Annotated in this window: 14 protein-coding genes and 1 riboswitch; of the genes, 13 read left to right on the forward strand and 1 reads right to left on the reverse strand. The window is 48.0% G+C overall.

Translation table 11 applies throughout. The features are described from left to right. Positions 1–40: 40 nt before the first annotated feature. The 13 genes from sspJ to M1D90_RS04015 all read left to right on the forward strand — a co-directional run bounded on the left by sspJ (position 41) and on the right by M1D90_RS04015 (position 16,188). Positions 41–181: a small acid-soluble spore protein SspJ gene (gene sspJ, locus M1D90_RS03955; RefSeq protein WP_003185183.1), complete on the forward strand. Its 141-nt coding sequence runs from the start codon at positions 41–43 to the stop codon at positions 179–181. 159 nt (positions 182–340) lie between these two features. Beyond that, a riboswitch (Lysine riboswitch) is annotated at positions 341–517 on the forward strand. A gap of 114 nt (positions 518–631) precedes the next feature. Next, positions 632–2,035: an amino acid permease gene (locus M1D90_RS03960; RefSeq protein ID WP_020452927.1), complete on the forward strand. Its 1,404-nt coding sequence runs from the start codon at positions 632–634 to the stop codon at positions 2,033–2,035. A gap of 156 nt (positions 2,036–2,191) precedes the next feature. Further along, positions 2,192–3,256 carry a FecCD family ABC transporter permease gene (locus M1D90_RS03965; RefSeq protein ID WP_020452926.1) on the forward strand — a complete coding sequence of 355 codons (1,065 nt, stop codon included), beginning with the start codon at positions 2,192–2,194 and terminating at the stop codon, positions 3,254–3,256. Next, complete coding sequence (locus M1D90_RS03970; RefSeq protein ID WP_023856259.1) at positions 3,256–4,269, forward strand: FecCD family ABC transporter permease; 1,014 nt, start codon at positions 3,256–3,258, stop codon at positions 4,267–4,269. The genes M1D90_RS03965 and M1D90_RS03970 overlap by 1 nt, the downstream gene beginning before the upstream one ends. A 63-nt stretch (positions 4,270–4,332) precedes the next feature. Further along, positions 4,333–5,100, forward strand: coding sequence for an ABC transporter ATP-binding protein (locus tag M1D90_RS03975; RefSeq protein ID WP_043054605.1), 768 nt, complete (start codon positions 4,333–4,335; stop codon positions 5,098–5,100). Positions 5,101–5,271: 171 nt separating this feature from the next. Then, the gene (locus tag M1D90_RS03980) at positions 5,272–6,000 is read left to right on the forward strand and encodes a response regulator transcription factor (RefSeq protein ID WP_020452923.1); all 729 of its coding nucleotides are present in this window, start codon (positions 5,272–5,274) and stop codon (positions 5,998–6,000) included. After that, entirely contained in the window at positions 5,997–7,754 is a 1,758-nt protein-coding gene (locus M1D90_RS03985) for a sensor histidine kinase (protein ID WP_020452922.1), read from the forward strand. Before M1D90_RS03980 ends, M1D90_RS03985 begins: the two co-directional genes overlap by 4 nt. 173 nt (positions 7,755–7,927) lie before the next feature. Beyond that, positions 7,928–9,349, forward strand: a complete 1,422-nt coding sequence (uxaC, locus tag M1D90_RS03990; RefSeq protein WP_456283152.1) for a glucuronate isomerase — start codon at positions 7,928–7,930, stop codon at positions 9,347–9,349. A 35-nt stretch (positions 9,350–9,384) separates the two neighbouring features. Next, positions 9,385–10,773: a glycoside-pentoside-hexuronide (GPH):cation symporter gene (locus M1D90_RS03995; protein WP_456283153.1), complete on the forward strand. Its 1,389-nt coding sequence runs from the start codon at positions 9,385–9,387 to the stop codon at positions 10,771–10,773. Positions 10,774–10,853: 80 nt separating this feature from the next. Then, the gene (locus tag M1D90_RS04000) at positions 10,854–11,852 is read left to right on the forward strand and encodes a LacI family DNA-binding transcriptional regulator (RefSeq protein ID WP_216919543.1); all 999 of its coding nucleotides are present in this window, start codon (positions 10,854–10,856) and stop codon (positions 11,850–11,852) included. Positions 11,853–11,910: 58 nt separating this feature from the next. Then, positions 11,911–13,374 carry a tagaturonate reductase gene (locus M1D90_RS04005; protein WP_105979812.1) on the forward strand — a complete coding sequence of 488 codons (1,464 nt, stop codon included), beginning with the start codon at positions 11,911–11,913 and terminating at the stop codon, positions 13,372–13,374. Next, positions 13,374–14,864, forward strand: a complete 1,491-nt coding sequence (locus M1D90_RS04010) for a UxaA family hydrolase (RefSeq protein ID WP_050820785.1) — start codon at positions 13,374–13,376, stop codon at positions 14,862–14,864. Before M1D90_RS04005 ends, M1D90_RS04010 begins: the two co-directional genes overlap by 1 nt. Before the next feature lie 13 nt (positions 14,865–14,877). After that, positions 14,878–16,188 (forward strand): glycoside hydrolase family 28 protein, encoded by a 1,311-nt coding sequence (locus M1D90_RS04015; RefSeq protein ID WP_105979815.1) that lies wholly within the window; start codon positions 14,878–14,880, stop codon positions 16,186–16,188. Between the two features lie 37 nt (positions 16,189–16,225). Here M1D90_RS04015 and M1D90_RS04020 read toward each other — a convergent pair whose 3' ends face one another. Next, entirely contained in the window at positions 16,226–17,134 is a 909-nt protein-coding gene (locus M1D90_RS04020; protein WP_456283154.1) for a LysR family transcriptional regulator, read from the reverse strand. Positions 17,135–17,193 lie beyond the last annotated feature (59 nt).

A 17,193-nucleotide genomic window follows, 5' to 3' on the forward strand; every position in this document is an offset into this window, starting at 1 on the left:
CAAATTAAAATTGTACCACATTTTTAAAGAGGTGATTCATTTGGGTATTTTCTTCAATAAAGATAGAGGAAATAAGGAAAAGGACCAAAACGCCGTTCGGGGGGCGCTTGAAGATGCAGGACAAGCGCTGAAAGGAGACCCTTTGCAAGAGGCGGTCAACAAAAAGAAAAACAACCGATAAATGACAGATGGAAGCGCCGTCTTCCATTCTGCAGAAGGCTGCCGAAACAGGCGGCCTTTTGGCGCGGCTGTCCGTTTTTCCATCACTTCCCTTTGACAGATTAAAATTTCTCTGGTAACCTCTTTTCAGAATATGTGATAAATCCTCACTCTTAACTCTTAGTGAGGTAGAGGTTGCGCGGATGATGAGTCGCATGTGTGAGGCTGATGGGGCCGATGATCATATGCAAAAGGCATCAGCGCCGAAGCATAAGGAAGCCATTCATTCTTTATGCTGGGTCTGCATTGAATAAGTGCAGGACTGCCGCGGGTTTTCCCGCGGAGGGCTATCCGGAGATCAAGAGTGTATGTTTAACCAAAGCATGGACTTTTGTTCATGCTTTTTTTATTTTGAATGATCTCACGGTCTGGTCCGGCATATTTTTTATAAAATGCTCGGAGGTTATATCTTATGGAACAGACAAAAAAATGGGGCTTCTGGCTTCTTACCGCTTTTGTTGTCGGCAATATGGTCGGCTCAGGGATTTTTATGCTCCCCAGCACACTCGCCCAGACGGCAAGCCCGTTCGGCGTAACGGCGGCATGGCTGGTGACGGGTGCGGGGGTGCTGATGATCGCCCTTGTATTCGGTCATTTATCCATTCGCCGCCCGGATCTTAAAGCAGGTCCGCAAAGCTATGCAAGAGCTTTATTCTCAGACCCTAAAAAAGGGAATGCGGCAGGTTTTACAATGGTATGGGGGTATTGGGTGGCAAGCTGGATCAGCAACGTGGCCATCATTACAAGCCTTGCAGGCTATTTGACGACTTTCCTGCCGATCTTAACTGACGGACGCGAGCTGATTGAACTCGGCGGCCACCCCGTTACACTCGGCCAGCTCTTGACATTTATCGTATGTACAATCTTGTTATGGGGGACGCATTTCATCTTAGTCTCCAGCATAAATGGAGCGGGCAAACTGAACTTTTTAGCAACTTTTTCAAAAGTGCTTGGGTTTGTCCTGTTTATTGTTGCAGGTTTGTTCGTTTTTCAGACGGCTTTATTCGAATCATTTTATTTTCCAATCGAATCAGAAGGCAAAAGTATTGGGCTGGGCGGACAGGTTCACAATGCGGCGATTTCAACGCTGTGGGCGTTTGTCGGCATCGAGTCTGCGGTAATCTTATCAGGGCGCGCATCATCCCAGCGCGATGTCAAACGCGCGACGATTACCGGACTGTTAATTGCGCTCGGCATTTATATGGTCATCACTTTAATAACGATGGGCGTCATCCCGCACGATCAGCTCCAGGCCTCGGATAAACCGTTCGTTGATGTGCTGCACGTGATCATCGGCAGCTTTGGCAGCGTAATTATGGCGGTCTTGGCAATCGTTTCTTTGTTTGGATCGATGCTCGGCTGGATTTTAATCGGCGCAGAGGTTCCGTATCAGGCGGCAAAGGCCGGTGATTTTCCTGCTTTCTTTGCGAAAACGAACAAAAAGGGAAGCCCGGTTAATTCATTGATCGTCACAAACGTGATGTCGCAGATCTTTATTTTCTCAACGGTTTCGGGAACGATCAGCGAGGCCTTTACGTTTTTAACAACGTCGGCGACGCTCGCTTACCTTGTGCCTTATCTTGTGGCGGCTGTTTTCAGCTTGAAGCTCATCCTCAAAGGGGAGACATACGGCGAACTGAAAGGTTCAAGAACAGGGGACGGCATCATCGCTTTGGCTGCTCTGGTGTATTCTTTATGGGTCATCGTTTCAGGTACGTCTGACTTAACCACCTTTATCTTGGGAATCGGGCTGTTTTTCGTCGGTCTTGCGATCTACCCGTTCGTCTACAAAAAGTTCAAAAATAATCAAGTGTGATAAAGTTCTTTGCCAGCCGGGTCTTTTAGCAGAAGATCGGCTGGCTTTTTGATTCCCGCCGAAATTTTTGATTAAAATTTCCGCTTAGGCCTGTTATACTATAAAATGAAAATGATAATCGTTATCGGTTAAAAAGATCGAAAGGAATGGCATCGAGTGAGCTCTTACAAAAACATACATCGTATCAACAGCGCGGATGGCCCTGATGAAGAACAGAAACCGATCAGCCGTCCGCTTGGAGCTGTTTTTGTCCTGGCCGGCGGAATCATGCTACTGCTGTTTGGCGCCGCATTATCGATTGCGCTCGGTGCGGCTGATATAAAGCTTGGAACGGTTTGGGACGCCATTTTTCATTTTGATGCGAAAAATACGGCCCATCAAATTATTCAGGAACTCAGACTGCCAAGGACGGTAAGTGCGGCTCTTGTGGGCGCCTGCTTGGCGGTTTCCGGAGCCGTGATGCAGGGGATGACGAGAAACCCTCTCGCATCGCCGGAAATTATGAGCGTCACGCACGGGTCAGCTTTCGCAATTGCTGTCGCGTTTGCTTTTTTTCCGGGAACCTCATCGGTCGGGCTGATGATCTGGTCGTTTGCCGGCGCGGGTCTTGGAGCGGGACTCGTTTTTGCGATCGGAATGTTTTCAAAAGGCGGTCTTACGCCTGTAAAGCTGGCTTTGGCCGGTACGGCTGTCGGCACATTTCTGAGCGCTCTTTCTACGAGCATTGCGATCCATTTTGATGTGGCGCGCGACGTCAGTTTTTGGTATGCCGGAGGTGTCGCTGGCACGAAATGGCTCAGCATTCAGTTGTTGGTTCCGGCGGCAGCTCTCGGTTTGGCCGTCGTTTTTGTCATCGCCCGTTCCATTACGGTTCTAAGCTTGGGAGAGGAGCTGGCGAAAGGGCTCGGGCAATATACGAAGACGGTGAAAGCGATCGGAATCGTGTCGGTTGTTCTGCTGACGGGTGCCGCTGTGTCCGTTGCCGGGGCAATCGGTTTTATCGGATTGATCATTCCGCATATTACCCGCTTTTTGGTCGGGGTTGATTACCGCTGGATCATTCCATGCTCAGCGGTGCTTGGCGCCGTCCTGCTGATCTATGCGGATATTGCGGCAAGGCTGGTCAATCCGCCGTTCGAAACACCTGTCGGAGCAGTCACGGCGCTTGTCGGCGTACCATTCTTTCTCTATCTGGCCCGCAGGGAAAGGAGTGGACTGTAATGCTCAAGAAAAACAGCAGACGGGCGGCTGCGGTGATGCTCGTCATGGCCGTGCTGACGGTCGCCGTGTTTTTACTAAGCATGAACATGGGAGAAATCCGCATCGCCCCGCTTGATACATTGAAAACACTGTTCGGTTTCGGAACGCCGCAGGATGAACTTGTATTATTTGAATTCCGTTTGCCGCGCATGGTCCTCGCCATGCTGATCGGTGCGGGAGTTGCTGTCTCCGGAGCCGTCTGGCAGGGGATATCGCGGAATGACCTGGCCGATCCGGGGATATTGGGCATCAATACGGGAGCAGGTTTTGCCGTTGTGCTGTTCATCTTTTATTTTCAGGGGAATGTTGGAAATCTGCAAAAAGGATTCGTTTTTTCCCTGCCGATTTTTGCATTTTTGGGAGCCTGCTTTGCAGTCGTTTCCATCTATTTGCTGGCGTGGAAAAAAGGCTTGAATCCCATTCGCCTCGTTCTGGTCGGCATCGGAGTGAATGCGGCGTTTTCGGCGGCCATCTTAATGCTGCAGCTGAAAATGGACCCGAATGACTTTATGCAGGCGGCTGTTTGGCTGTCAGGAAATATATGGAGTTCAAACTGGAGCTTTGTCTCGGCCGTGCTGCCCTGGATTGTCGTGCTGCTTCCTTTTATTCTCTACAAAGCGCGCTATTTAAACGTGCTGAATCTCGGTGATCAGCTCGCAACAGGGCTTGGAACGGCAGTTGAAAAGGAGCGGCGCATACTGCTTCTGTCGGCAGCCGCGCTGAGCGGCGCGTGTGTAGCGGCTGGAGGGAATATTACGTTTCTCGGTCTTGTGGCTCCGCATATTGCCAGAAGGCTTGTCGGGCCGAAGCATCAGCTTTTAATCCCGGCTTCCGCGTTGACCGGAGCATTGCTCTTTTTGCTGGCGGATTTAATCGGAAGGATGATACTGGCGCCTTCGGAAATTCCCGTAGGGTTAGTCATTGCCGCTTTAGGCGCGCCGTACTTTATCTATTTGCTCATGAAAACAAATTAAAGAAGGGAAGGGTGCAAGGTGTCTCTTTCAACAAACAACCTGGGGATCGGCTACGGAGAACAGATGATAGTCGAAAGCTTAAACCTCCACATACCAAAAGGAAAAGTAACGACCATGATCGGTCCGAACGGGTGCGGCAAGTCAACCATATTAAAAACGATGGCACGCATACAGCGTTCTAGAACGGGCGCCGTTTATTTAAACGGCAAAGCGATCCACCAAATGTCGACGAAAGATATAGCCAAACAGATGGCGATTCTTCCGCAGACCCCTGAGGCGCCAGGCGGTCTGACCGTATATGAGCTCGTTTCTTACGGCCGTTTTCCTCATCAAAAGGGAATGGGCAGGCTCTCGGCCGATGACCGCCGCATGGTTGAATGGTCTCTCGAAGTGACAGGAATGCTGCCTTTTTATGACCGGCCGATCGAAGCCCTTTCCGGGGGACAGCGCCAGCGCGTCTGGATTGCGATGGCTCTTGCCCAGGAAACGGAGCTCTTGCTGCTCGACGAACCGACAACCTATTTGGACTTGGCGCACCAGCTTGAAATTCTGCAACTGCTGGAAAAGCTCAACAAAGAAGAAGGCCGAACGATTTTGATGGTCATTCACGACCTCAACCATGCCGCCCGCTTTGCCCATCACATGGTGGCGCTGAACTCCGGTGCAATTGTCAAAGAGGGCGCTCCACATGAAGTCATGACCTCAGAGGTATTGAAAAAAGTGTTTCAGATTGATGCGGAAATTATTTTAGACCCGCGCACAGGAAAACCGGTGTGCCTGACTTATGATCTATTGAAAAAAGAAGAGGATCAGAGGCTGGCAACCGGCTGACAGACATCAGACGATGTCTGTTTTTTTATTCCATGATTTCATAAAGTAAAAAATCATTTCTAAAAAAGTTTATTTTTACTTTAAAATCAGAAAACGGGTGCCGATAAAGATATAATAGATGGTAAGATGAGGATATCAAAACATGATATAGACAGAAAGGAAAGAAGGATTTTGGAAAATGCGACAATTTTGATTGTGGATGACGAAGACGCCATTGTTCAAATGGTCAAGCGCGTCCTCACGAAGGAAGGATTTTCAGAAGTGCTGACCGCGAGCAGCGCAGAAGAAGCGCTCGACATCGTGAAAAAGGATACCGTGCACTTAATACTTCTCGATGTCATGATGCCGGGACAGACAGGATTTGATGTATCCCCTGAAATCAGACGGCACACCAACGCCCCGATCTTCTTTTTAACGGCGAAGACATCGGACCTCGATAAACTGTCAGGTTTTGCCTACGGAGCCGATGATTATATTACAAAACCTTTTAATCCTCTGGAGTTAATTGCCAGGATTAAAGCGCATTTAAAAAGAACGTATATACATAAAGAAGTCGCAGCTGCTTCGGTATCTTCAGCCTACGAATATGAACGGTTTACATTTCATCCCGATTTTGCGGAGCTGATCGTGGACGGAGAAACGGTCAGCTGCTCCGCACAGCTTCTCCAGCTTCTGCAATATTTTTGCGATCATCCGAACAGAGTGCTTTCCAAGGACCAAATTTATGAAAAAGTGTGGGGCGTTCCATCTTACGGAGACAGCAACACCGTTATGGTACATATCAGAAAACTGAGGGAGAAAATCGAAAAAGACCCGAGCAGCCCCGAATATATCGTCACGATTCGCGGTCTTGGCTATAAGTTCGTTCCCAATCCTGCAAGAAAAGAGAGCGAAGGATGAAGCTGAGAGGAAAGCTCGTTCTCCATTTTGTCAGCCAGATTTTCCTGATTCTCGGTCTTGTCCTCGCCACTCTGCTGTTATCCTTCATCTTTTTCGCTCTCCGGTTAAGCGAGAGCGAAGCGGATACAGGCTTGGCAAAAGCCACATCAGACACGTTTGAAAGCTGGGTCAGTGTGGATGACAATAATAATTGGCAGATTGAAGATATCTTGAAATCGGCTATCGACAAACAGGGAGGCTGGCTTCAAATATTAGACGGTAAGGAGAAAACCGTTTATTCCTACCGCCTTCCTTCGGAAATTCAGAGGGAGTACCACAGGGAAGACCTCGTATCAGTCTTTGACAAAAAAAGAATCAAAAAATATCAAGTCAACTTCTGGTCTGCCAATTTCAATGGTGAAGACTACGTGATTCTATTCGGATGGGAGTCGAAAAGCGATACGATCCTGTCCTATTTGGAAAAGGAAGAGAAGGATATGGCGGACCTTTCTTCCTATAAAAAAAGCACGCTTGATTTCATTAAGAAAAACAAAGGATCGGTTTATCTGTTCAGCGAAAAAGGGAAAATGTTGAACTCGCTCTATCAGGACATAGATTACAGCCAGGGCATCACTGAGCTGGAACTTTTAAAATACGGATCAAAGCCATGGAACTACGAGCACGAGTTTTCATACAGGCGTTTAAGCGCGACAGAATGGCTGATTGCCGCTACCCCGAACCCGATTTATAATCCGGATCATGAGTTCAACAGGACGATGATCGGGCTCGCTTTAAAAATCGTTCTGCTCGTGATCGGCGTTCTGATCGTATTGATGTCTTCCATGACGATTTGGTATTCTTTTAGATTCGGCATGCCGATCATCCATACGATTAAATGGATCGTCAACCTTTCAAAAGGGCGATTTGAAGAGCCGAGAAATCGGAAAGGCCGCCCGCAAAGCCGGAACAAAAAAGGGAAGCGAAAACAGCCGTACCGGTTGTTCACAGAAGTGTTTGAATCGATGGAGCAGCTGACAGAAACGCTGAAAAAAGACGAACAAAGCCGCAAGAAAATCCAAACGACTCGGGAGGAATGGATCGCGGGGCTCTCCCATGATTTAAAAACGCCGCTCAGCACGATTTACGGCTACAGCATGATGCTGGAGTCTCCAAACTATGAGTGGTCAAAAGAAGAAATCCGTGAAATCGGCCAGGCAATGAAAGAAAAATCGGACTACATGTCACAGCTCATCGAAGACCTGAACTTGACGTACAGGCTGAAAAACGACGCCTTGCCGATTAAACGCCAGACAGTGAGGCTTGTGCCGTTTTTAAAAAGCTTCGTTGAAGAGTTTAAGCGCCATTCGTTTTCGGAGGGGTACAACGTTTCTTTTGAATATACGCAAGAAGATACCGAGTTTGCGATAGACAGAGGCTGGTTCAGAAGAGTCCTGGAAAACCTCCTTGCCAACGCCGTCAAGCATAACAAAAAAGGCACTGACATCAAGGTAATCCTTGAAGAAACCAAGCAATATATTATTCTTAAAATTCAAGACAACGGAAGAGGCATGGACTCGGAAACCGTCTCAAATTTATTTAACCGCTACTACAGAGGAACGCATACAAAAGATGCGACAGAAGGAAGCGGTCTCGGCCTTGCGATTTCTTTGGAACTTGTCCACCTTCACGACGGCTGCATCGCCGTTGACAGCCGGACAGGCCGCGGGACGGAAATTACGATGGAATTTAAGAAAAACCCTAAAACCGCCAAATAAGCGGTATGAAAAAGAAGAAGCCAAAGGTTATTGCCTTTAGGCTTCTTTTATGTTGAGAAAATAATGGAAAAGAAGGCGAGGTTCGTATAAAATAAGATTAAATGTTAACGTTCACATTGTATTGCAAAAAGAAATGTTCACGTTAACATTAAATAAGGAAAGGTGGGGATTTTATGAAGCCGTTTTTGAATGACGATTTTCTTTTAACGAATGAAACGTCGAAAGTGTTGTACCACCAGTATGCTAAAGGGATGCCGATCATCGACTACCACTGCCATTTGAGCCCAAAGGAAATTTACGAAAACAAAACGTTTAAAAATCTGACCGAAGTGTGGCTGTACGGGGATCATTACAAGTGGAGAGCAATGCGGGCCAATGGAATATCCGAAGAGTTTATTACAGGAGATGCGTCAGACGAAGAGAAATTCAGCGCCTGGGCAAGAACGGTTCCGATGACGATCGGAAACCCGCTTTATCATTGGACCCATTTGGAACTGAGAAGGTTTTTCGGCATCGATGAACGGCTTGATGAAAAGAGCGCGCCGCATATTTGGGAGCGGGTGAACGAACAGTTGACCGGAGAAGGGTTCGGCGCCAGAGACTTGATTGAAAAATCAAACGTTGAAACGGTTGTCACGACAGATGATCCGGCAGACAGTCTTGAATATCATATGAAGCTGAAAGATGAAGACTTTAATGTAAGCGTTTTACCCGGATTTAGGCCAGACAAGGTGCTGGAAATCAATCAAGAAGGCTTTGCTGCCTGGGTGAGCAAGCTTGAAGCGGCAAGCGCTATGAAGATAGGAAATTATGACGATTTTTTGAAAGCGCTTAAAAACAGAATTGACTTTTTCCATGAACTAGGCGGACGGATATCGGATCATGCCATCAATCAAATGATGTACACGGAAACAGATGAAAGCGAAGTGCGCCCGATTTTTGCAAAGGTGATGAACGGAGAAGCCGCCTCACCTGAGGAAGAGTGCAAATTTAAATCCTTTACCCTGCACTATTTGGGAACATGCTATGCGGAGAAGGGCTGGGCGATGCAGCTTCACATTAACGCCCTCCGAAACAACAGCAGCAAAATGTACCGGAAGCTCGGGCCTGATACGGGATATGATGCGATTAATGATCAGGACATCGCAAAGCCTTTGTGCAGCTTTCTCGATTCTCTTGACCGAAAAGACGCGCTGCCAAAAACGATCTTGTATTCTTTAAATCCGCGAGATAACGTCGTGATTTCAAGCCTTTGCGGAAGCTTCCAGGACGGCCGGATACCGGGGAAAATCCAGCATGGCACCGCCTGGTGGTTCAACGATACGAAAGACGGCATGCTCGAACAAATGAAATCGCTCGCCAACATCGGACTATTGAGCCGTTTTATCGGTATGCTGACTGATTCGCGCAGCTTTCTTTCCTACACAAGACATGAATATTTCAGGCGCCTGCTCTGCGACGTCATCGGCACATGGGTTGAAAAAGGAGAAGCGCCGGATGATATCGAGCTTCTGGGACGGATCGTCAAAGGGATCTGCTACGAAAATGCAAAACACTATTTCCAGTTTGAAGTGAAAGATCGTTTGAAAGCTTAGAATCACAAAATGGCTAGCAGAGGAGCTGCTTTTTCATGGAAATATCGACGAACAAACAAACCGAAACAGTCGCCGCTACTCAAGAGAAATTAAGTTTAAAAGAAAAGGTTTCTTACGGTTTTGGAGATTTTGGGAACGGATTTATGTTTGACCTTGGACAGCTCTATCTTTTGAAGTTTTTTACGGATGTTGCCGGTATTCCGGCGGCAGCGGCCGGAGGCATTTTTCTTGTGAGCAAACTTTTTGCCGCTTTTGTCGATCCGATTGTGGGAACATCGATCGACTACAGGAAGAATATCGGGCCGAAAGGCAAATTCAGGCCGTATTTGCTATATGGAAGCTTTGTGCTCGCGATTTTGACGATATTGACCTTCATCTCGCCGAATCTGTCACCGACGGGCAAACTCATATACGCTTATGCGTCATACATGCTTTGGGGCCTCGGCTATTCCTTTGTCAACATCCCTTACGGCTCGCTCGGGGCGGCCATGACGCAAAATTCGGTGGAGCGGACTTCGCTTGCTTCCTTTCGACAGGCCGGCTCGCTGGGCGCCCTGTTTGTGACGAGCATTGTTGTCATTCCGATGATCGTCAGGTTTGACAACCCTGCGGTTGCCTATCCGGTCGTCATGGGGCTGATGTCTTTTCTCGGTGTGTTGTTTTTCTACATTTGCTATAGAAACTGCCAGGAACGGATTGTCGTAAAAGATGAGAAGTACAAACAGGAAAAAGTGACATTCAAAGCAATATCAAAGACGTTTTTTACGAATAAACCGCTCCTTACGCTTATATTCATGACCATTTTTACGATTTCAGCCTATAACCTTAAATCTGCGATGCTGATTTATTTCGCACAGTATAACCTCGGCAACGCCGAACTGATGGCCTACATGAACTTTATCATCATCGGCTCATCCTTTATCGGCGTCATCATGCTGCCGAAGCTCGTGAAGCTGTTCGGGAAAAAGCATACCGCTATTTTGGGGCTCGCGGTTTCCGTCTGTGCGGATCTGATCAATTTTTTCGTACCGGGCAATGTCTTTGTTTTTACGATTCTCGCCAGCATCGCCTTTATCGGCATCAGCATTCCGAACGGTATCACCTGGGCATTTGTATCAGACGCGATCGATTATGGCGAGTGGAGAACAGGGGAACGGAAAGAAGGAACGATATACTCGCTGTTTAACTTTTCGAGAAAGCTGGCTCAGTCGCTCTCCGGCTTCCTGTCGGGGATCGGTCTCAGCATTATCGGCTATGTGCCGAATGCGACCCAAAAAGCGGGGACGCTGCTCGGCATTAAAGCGATACTCCTTTTGTATCCTGCAGCGGCGCTGACGGCAGCCATTCTCGTTCTCGGCTACCTGTACCGTCTGACAGATCAGAAGCATGCCGAAATGATCGCGGAAATCGAAGCGAGACCATAGCGGAATTTCACTTTCTAAAAAGCGCTTTTGATATGGTAAACTGATGGTAACAACAGCAAGAAAAGGCGGGTAAAAAAACAATGTCAGTAACGATTAAAGATATCGCCAGGCTGGCGAATGTATCGCACACCACAGTATCCAGAGCGCTGAACAATAGTCCGCTGATAAAAGAGAACACGAAAAAGAAAATACTCGACATCGCAGCCGAAATGAATTATAAACCGAATTTTAATGCGAAAAGCCTTGTTACGCAAAAGTCTTTTACGATCGGTCTGTTTTTAACAAGCCTGACAGACGGGACGTCTTCAAGTTTCTTTGCAGACATCCTGCGCGGCGTCAACAAGGTGATCGATGAAAACTATAATATGGTTGTCAGGGGGATTGACGATTATCATGATTTGTCATCCATTCACCACAACCGCTATGACGGCATGATTTTAATCAGCCAAAGCGAACAGGATCAGGCTTTTATTGAGCACGTCCTCAAACAGAATATTCCGGTCGTCGTGCTGAACAGAAAAATCGAAGGGCACTCCGTCGTCAATATTTTGGCGAATGAACACGAGGGCGCTTTCCTCGCTGCTTCATACTTGATCAAAAACGGCCACAGACGGATCGCCATGGTGCAGGGGAAAGAAAGTTTTAAATCGTCTCAAGAAAGAAAAGGAGGCTTTCTTCGAGCGCTTCGCGACTCAAATCTTGACATGCCCGGCGAATACCTCGTTCAAGGTGATTATACGATGCAAAGCGGCTTTCGTGCGGCTGAAACGCTGCTGAAGCTGAAGAACCCTCCGACAGCCCTGTTTTGCGCCAATGATGATATGGCGATCGGCGCGATGAACGCCCTTTATGCAAACGGGAAACGCTGTCCTGACGATATGTCGATCATCGGCTTTGACGATAGCGGATTTTCGGCGTATACGACACCGTCATTGACGACGGTAAAAAAACCGACGGAAAAAATCAGCATGCTTGGTGCGGAAAGCCTGTTGTCACTGATCGAAAATCCGCAGGCAGAAGGCAGGCAGACGCTCATCGGCACGGAGCTGATCATTCGCAATTCAGTTAAGCATCTATAGCATCATTTTTGATGCGCTGTAAAATGTGAACGTGTGCAAAAATGAGGAGGGAATTGAAATGGAGAGGCTGTCCAAACGGATAAGGTCTAAGCCGAGCCGTCCCGAACGGATTTTGCAAATCGGGGAAGGTAACTTTATGAGGGGGTTTATTGACTGGCAGATTCATAGATTGAATGAAGAAACCGATTTTAACGGCAGCGCCGTTGTTGTGCCTCCGCGCCGCGGCTCAGTAACGGCCTTTCAAGAACAGGATGGGCTTTACACGCTTTATCTTGAAGGCTTCCGGGAAGGACGGGAGGTTCGCGATTCTGCTGTCATTACAACAATCAGCAGAGTCGTCAGCAGCTATGAACACTATGATGAATTTATGAAGCTGGCCGATCTGCCGGATTTGCGCTTTGTCTTTTCAAATACGACAGAGGCCGGCATCATATATATCGAGGAAGACCGGCTGTCCGACCGTCCGCAGAAGAGCTATCCGGGGAAGCTGACTGCGCTGTTATACAGACGCTACCTGACTTTTCAGGGAAGCAGGGAAAAAGGCCTGGTGATCCTCCCGTGTGAGCTGCTTGAAGATAACGGGAAAAAACTGAAAGACATTGTGCTGCGCTATACGAACGAATGGGCGCTTGAACAGGGGTTCATCGATTGGCTTGAGGAGTCAAATGTGTTTTGCAATACGCTTGTAGACAGGATCGTACCGGGATTCCCGCAAGAAAATGCACACCGGCTTGAAGACGCGGCCGGCTATCGCGATTCTCTGATGGTGACGGCGGAGCCGTATCATTTGTTCGTGATTGAAGGGCCGAAATGGCTTCCAGACGAGCTTCCGCTTCATGAGGCCGGTCTGAATGTCGAGTTTGTCAAAGATGTGACGCCGTACCGGGTGAGAAAAGTGAGAATCTTAAACGGCGCCCATACCGCGATGACGCCGATCGCTTATTTGGCAGGCCTTGAGACGGTTCGTGAAGCGGCTGAAGACGAACTTATCGGATCATTTGTGAAAGAGCTGATTCAGCGTGAAGTGCTTGAGACGATCGATATGCCCGGCAGTGAGCTTGACGCCTATGTGGAAGAGATTCTCGACCGCTTTAAAAACCCGTTTATCCGTCACAAGCTGATTGATATTTCCTTAAATTCCTTTGCGAAATTCAAAGTCAGAAATTTGCCCGTCTTAATGGAATATGCGGAACGAACTGGCAAACTTCCTGCTCGAACCGTATTTGCTTTAAGCGCTTTAATTTATTTTTACCAAGGAAAACGGGAAGATGAGGCCATTCCGCTGTCTGACGACGATGAGGTGCTGGCTTTTCTCAAACGGCTCTGGACAGAAGAGACAGACGTTTCAAACATCGCGTTCCATGTTCTCGGGTTTGAAAAAGTATGGGGGCAAAACCTGAACGACGTTTCCGGGTTGACGGACAAGACGGCTGAATATTTAAGGGACATGAAACAAACGGGAATGAGGAAGGCGCTGAAAAAAATGATGAACAGCCAAATGGCTGAGCTGGGGGACATGTGATGAAAGACTGCTTGATGATCAATTCTCAAGATAATGTCGGCATTGCGTTAAGAGAATTGCAAACCGGTGAAACGGTCACTGCAGGAGAACGGACCATCGTGATCAAGGAAACGATTTTGAAAGGCCATAAGTTTGCTTTAAAAGACATCGCTGAAAATGAAGACGTCATCAAATACGGCTTTCCGATCGGGCACGCCACTGACATGATTCAGACGGGGGAGTGGGTGCATACAAAAAATGTGAAAACGAATTTGGGCGGTGTCGAAGAATACAGCTACAAGCCGAAATTTACGGAAAACCGCTATCAAAAAGAACCGCTCACATTTAAAGGCTTTAAACGAAAAGACGGAAAAACGGGAATCAGAAACGAGCTATGGATCGTACCGACTGTCGGCTGTGTAAATGGCATTGCAGAGCTGATCATCAAAGAATTTAAAGCTGAGGTCGGCTCTATCGTCCCTTTTGAAAGCGTTCACGTATTAAAGCATCAGTACGGCTGTTCACAGCTTGGCGATGATCATATCAACACGAGAACGATTTTGGCGAATGCCGTCAAACACCCGAATGCAGGCGGTGTCCTTGTGCTGGGACTTGGCTGTGAAAACAACAGCATCCATGAATTCCGCGAAGCGCTCGGCGATTATGATCACAGCCGGGTCAAGTTCCTGCTTTCTCAAGAAGTATCAGACGAAGTCACGGAAGGCGTCAAACTGTTAAAAGAAATTTATGAGCATGCAAAAGGTGACCGGCGTGAAGATGTTCCGCTCTCTGAACTGAAGATCGGTTTGAAGTGCGGCGGATCTGATGGATTTTCCGGCATTACCGCAAATCCGCTGCTCGGCCGGCTCTCCGATTTTCTGATCGCCCAAGGGGGAACGGCGGTTTTGACAGAAGTGCCTGAAATGTTTGGAGCGGAAACGCTTTTGATGGAGCGGGCTGAAAATGAGGAAGTGTTTCATAAAATCGTCCGCTTAATCAACGATTTTAAACAGTACTTTATCGATCACAGGCAGCCCGTCTATGAAAACCCGTCTCCGGGCAACAAAGCAGGCGGCATTACGACATTGGAGGATAAGTCGCTCGGCTGTACGCAAAAAGCCGGCACTTCAAAGGTGACGGATGTTCTGGAATACGGGGACGTTTTGAAAAAGAACGGGTTGAACCTGCTGAGCGCTCCGGGAAATGACCTTGTTGCTTCATCCGCACTGGCCGCTGCAGGGTGTCAAATCGTTTTATTTACGACAGGGCGGGGCACGCCTTTTGGCACCTTTGTGCCGACGATGAAAATTTCGACAAATACAGCGATTTATGAGGCGAAGCGCCACTGGATCGATTTTAATGCGGGAAGGGTGCTCGAAAACCGGTCAGAAGATGACGTTTTGAAAGAGTTGACAGCATATTTGATCGAAGTCGCGGGCGGCAGGCAGCTGAACAATGAGATAAACGATTTCAGGGAGCTTGCGATATTTAAAACAGGCGTTACATTGTAAAGGGGGCGGTAACGTGAGTATGCAGAAAATAAAAGACGAGATTCTAAAGACGCTGAAGGTTCCGGTATTTCCTGATCGATCATTTGATGTTACAGCGTTTGGGGCTGACGGAAGCGGAAAAAAGGATGCGACGGGAGCGATACAAAAGGCGATTGATCAAGCCCACAAAGCAGGCGGTGGAAGAGTAGCAGTTCCTGAAGGCGTGTTTCTTTCCGGTGCACTCAGACTGAAAAGCAATGTGGAGCTTCATCTTGCACAAGGAGCGGTGATCAAATTCAGTCAGAACCCGGAAGATTATCTCCCCGTTGTGCTGACGAGGTTCGAAGGCGTAGAGCTCTATAATTATTCACCGCTCATCTATGCTTACGAAGCCGAAAATATTGCAATAACCGGAAAGGGCACGCTTGACGGCCAAGGTGATGACGAGCATTGGTGGCCGTGGAAAAGGGGAACGAACGGCCAGTCTTCACAGGAAAAAGACCGAAATGCTTTGTTTGAAATGGCTGAGCGCGGTGTCCCGGTCACTGAGCGGCAGTTTGGAAAAGGGCATTATTTGCGGCCGAACTTCATTCAGCCGTATTGCTGCAAAGATATTTTGATTCAAGGTGTCACCGTGCTGAATTCGCCGATGTGGCAAGTTCATCCCGTGCTTTGCGAGAATGTGACAGTGGACGGAATCAAGGTCATCGGACACGGTCCGAATACCGACGGAGTCAACCCGGAATCGTGCAAAAACGTGGTGATCAAGGGCTGCCATTTTGATAATGGAGATGACTGCATCGCCGTCAAATCGGGAAGAAACGCCGACGGCCGAAGGATCAACATGCCATCGGAGAACATTGTCATTGAACATAACGAAATGAAAGACGGGCATGGAGGGGTCACGATCGGAAGCGAAATTTCCGGCGGCGTGAAGAATGTCATCGCCGAGGGAAACCTCATGGACAGCCCGAACTTGGACAGAGCCCTCCGCATTAAAACGAATTCGGTGCGCGGCGGTGTTCTTGAAAACATCTACTTTCACAAAAATACGGTCAAAAGCTTGAAGCGCGAAGTGATCGCCATCGATATGGAATATGAAGAAGGGGACGCCGGAGATTTCAAGCCCGTCGTCCGCAACATTGATGTTGAGCAGCTGAAAAGCATGGGCGGACAATACGGGATAAGGGTGCTGGCGTACGATCATTCTCCAGTCACCGGTCTGAAAGTGACTGATTCCGAGATCGACGGCGTCGATATTCCGATGGAACTGAAACATGTGAAAGACCCTGTTTTTTCGAATCTGTATATTAACGGAAAACGCTATGATTCACACGAAGTCTAAACAGAGATCCTCTGCAGACATGCAGAGGATCTTTCTTTTAACGCGGCGGCGCATCAGCGGTTTCGTTTTTGACCGAGGAAATCAGCAGTTCCATAAACACCCGGCTTGCAGCGCACATATGCTTGTTTTTACGGTAAACGATGCTGATTTCCGTCGTCAAATCCGGCATTTGAATCGGAATCGTCTGAATGGATTTATTTCCAATATCATCGAGATAGCCTTTCGGCAAAATGGTGGCGCCAATGCCTTTACCAACCATGTTCATGATCGATTCCATCGTTGTCATTTCCATGACTGGCCGAGGTTCGAATCCAAACGTGCGGCACTTTTCGTTGATCAGCTGCCGCAAAAAATACGTCTCAGGCAGCAAAATGGATGGAATCTCCCTTAACACGTCAAGCGTGACAAACTGCCGTTTTGCAACCGGATTGTCAATAGGCACTGCGAGGGCGAGCTGCTGGGTAAGGAATGGAACGGTTTCCAGATCACTGTGTTCCACCCGCTGGGCTACAATGCCCAAGTCGAGCTCATTTTGCAGCAGCCGCTCGTAAATATCTCCGGTTCTCAGCCCTAAAACAGACAATTCAATATTGGGGTAGCTGCGGTGAAAGTCGATCACGGTCAGGGGAAGCAAATAATTAACCACGGTCAACAGCGCCCCGATTTTTAGCGTTCCCCTCTTTAAACCTTGGAGCTCGCTGATTGCGTCTTGCGCCTGTGACAGTTCATGAAAGATATTGTAACAGTGCTGAAGCAGAATCTTTCCCGCTTCCGTCATTACGGTGCGTTTGCCTGAACGGTTAAACAAAGGCGTTCCGATTTCATGTTCAAGCAAACGGATTTGCTGGCTCAGCGAGGGCTGAGCGATATTCAGTTTTTCGGCGGCACGGGTAAAATGAAGCTCCCGGCACAATGCCATGAAATACTCCAATTGCTTTAGCTCCAATGCTTTTTCCCTCTCTCCATTATAAAAAACAGACGAAACTCAACGATAGGTTTAACCTA

The sequence above is a fragment of the Bacillus sp. JZ34 genome (genome assembly GCF_053903205.1).

Excerpts from the sequence above, each read along its gene's own strand:
- M1D90_RS03960 (WP_020452927.1), top strand. The coding sequence starts at position 632 with ATGGAACAGACAAAAAAATGGGGCTTCTGGCTTCTTACCGCTTTTGTT.
- M1D90_RS03970 (WP_023856259.1), top strand. The coding sequence starts at position 3,256 with ATGCTCAAGAAAAACAGCAGACGGGCGGCTGCGGTGATGCTCGTCATG.
- M1D90_RS03975 (WP_043054605.1), top strand. The coding sequence starts at position 4,333 with ATGATAGTCGAAAGCTTAAACCTCCACATACCAAAAGGAAAAGTAACG.
- M1D90_RS03985 (WP_020452922.1), top strand. The coding sequence starts at position 5,997 with ATGAAGCTGAGAGGAAAGCTCGTTCTCCATTTTGTCAGCCAGATTTTC.
- uxaC (WP_456283152.1), top strand. The coding sequence starts at position 7,928 with ATGAAGCCGTTTTTGAATGACGATTTTCTTTTAACGAATGAAACGTCG.
- M1D90_RS03995 (WP_456283153.1), top strand. The coding sequence starts at position 9,385 with ATGGAAATATCGACGAACAAACAAACCGAAACAGTCGCCGCTACTCAA.
- M1D90_RS04000 (WP_216919543.1), top strand. The coding sequence starts at position 10,854 with ATGTCAGTAACGATTAAAGATATCGCCAGGCTGGCGAATGTATCGCAC.
- M1D90_RS04005 (WP_105979812.1), top strand. The coding sequence starts at position 11,911 with ATGGAGAGGCTGTCCAAACGGATAAGGTCTAAGCCGAGCCGTCCCGAA.
- M1D90_RS04010 (WP_050820785.1), top strand. The coding sequence starts at position 13,374 with ATGAAAGACTGCTTGATGATCAATTCTCAAGATAATGTCGGCATTGCG.